General features: G+C 66.2%; 1 protein-coding gene. It reads left to right on the top strand.

What is annotated here, in order from left to right; genetic code table 11:
• Window positions 1–79: 79 nt before the first annotated feature.
• Window positions 80–1,444, top strand: coding sequence for an IS66 family transposase (tnpC, locus tag V5F77_RS28745; protein ID WP_429008462.1), 1,365 nt, complete (start codon window positions 80–82; stop codon window positions 1,442–1,444).
• Window positions 1,445–1,552 lie beyond the last annotated feature (108 nt).

The following is a 1,552-nucleotide window of genomic DNA, read 5'->3' as shown; positions in this document are numbered from 1 at the left end:
GTAACTGCTCACCCCCGGTTTTCGGCAGCGCTTTCGGTATATGATTGACACGGGAATCGCGGCTTGATTCAAGCTGCGAATGGATCGCTCGGCGCTTGATTCGCTCGACAAGGAGGCTCTGATCCGCCTGATCCTGGCGCAGGCGGAGATCATCGAGCGTCTGACCAAGCGCGTCGCCGAGTTCGAAGCCAAGCTCGGTCTGCCGAAGAAGACGCCGGACAATTCCAGCACGCCGCCGAGCAAGGGCCAGAAATCTTCGGCGCCGGCTCTGGACAAGACCGCGAAGACGCGTAAATCGCATCCCGGCGCGCATCGTCCGCTGCACCCGAGCCCGACGCGAAAGCGCGACATGTTCGCCTGCGCCTGCCAGCATTGTGGCGCCGACGTCTCGGGCGCGACGCAACTCGCCTGCGAGGCCTATGATCATATCGAGTTTCCGCCGATCCGGCCCGAGGTGACCCGCGTCACGTTGCACGGCGGAACCTGCCCGAGCTGCGCGAAGAAATTCAAGGCCGCGCCGCCCGCCGACATGCCCAAGGGCTCGCCCTTCGGCAACAATCTGCGCGCCCTCGTCCTCTATCTGCGCTTTGCGCAGAACATCGCCATGGAGCGGCTGTCGACGCTGCTCTCCACGCTGTTCGGGATCGATGTCAGCGAAGGCGCGATCGTCGACATGCTCCGCGCCGCACGCACGGCCTTCGCCAGCCAGCGCGAGGCGATCCGCGCGCGGCTGCTCGCGGGAACCGTGCTGCAATCGGACGAGACCGGCCTGCGCGTCGGCAAGGCCAATTGGTATCTGTGGGTGTTCCACCACGAGGACAGCGCCGTCTTCGTCGCAAAGCCCACGCGCGCGCAGACCGTCGTCTCCGATTTTCTCGGCGATGTGAGGCCCGACTACTGGGTCTCGGATCGCTACGCCGGCCAGATGGGATGGGCGACGAAGGATCACCAGGTCTGCCTCGCGCATCTCATCCGCGACGTGCAATACGCCATCGACTGCGGCGACGACGTGCTCGGCCCCGGTCTGCGGCGCCTGCTGGAGGAGGCTTGCGGGATCGGCGCGAGGCGCGCCGATCTGTCGGACGCGACGCTGAAAAACTACAAATACCGGCTGGAGGCGCGCCTCGATCGCCTGATGGCGCGCGCGCCGACGCATCCTGCGGGCGTCAAGCTCGCAGCGATGATCAAGCGGACGCGACGCTTTCTGTTCGTGTTCCTGACCAACCGCGAATTGCCGCCGACCAACAACGGCTCCGAGCGGGCGATCCGTCCCTGCGTCATCTTCCGCAAGGTGACCTATTGCTTTCGCAGCGGCTGGGGCGCCGAACTCTACGCCGACATCCGCTCAGTGATCGAGACCGGCCGCCGCCGCGCCATCGACGCCCTCGAGGCGATCCGCCTGACCCTCGCCGGAAAGCCGCTCGAGACGCCCGTCCCATCGTGAGCGACCCTCCGCAAGCCGAAACCTCCCCGCCCGCCGCAACATCGACCGCGCCAAACCCGGCCCGCATCCGACTCACAGAGCCGACGCGGATGGAGCCTGAGCAATTAC

It is taken from the genome of Roseixanthobacter psychrophilus (assembly GCF_043195195.1).
GTDB lineage: Bacteria > Pseudomonadota > Alphaproteobacteria > Rhizobiales > Xanthobacteraceae > NCEH01.
The sequence above is the reverse complement of the archived record's forward strand: the minus strand, read 5'-3'. Positions and strand labels throughout refer to the sequence as shown.

Excerpts from the sequence above, each read along its gene's own strand:
- tnpC (WP_429008462.1), top strand. The coding sequence starts at position 80 with ATGGATCGCTCGGCGCTTGATTCGCTCGACAAGGAGGCTCTGATCCGC.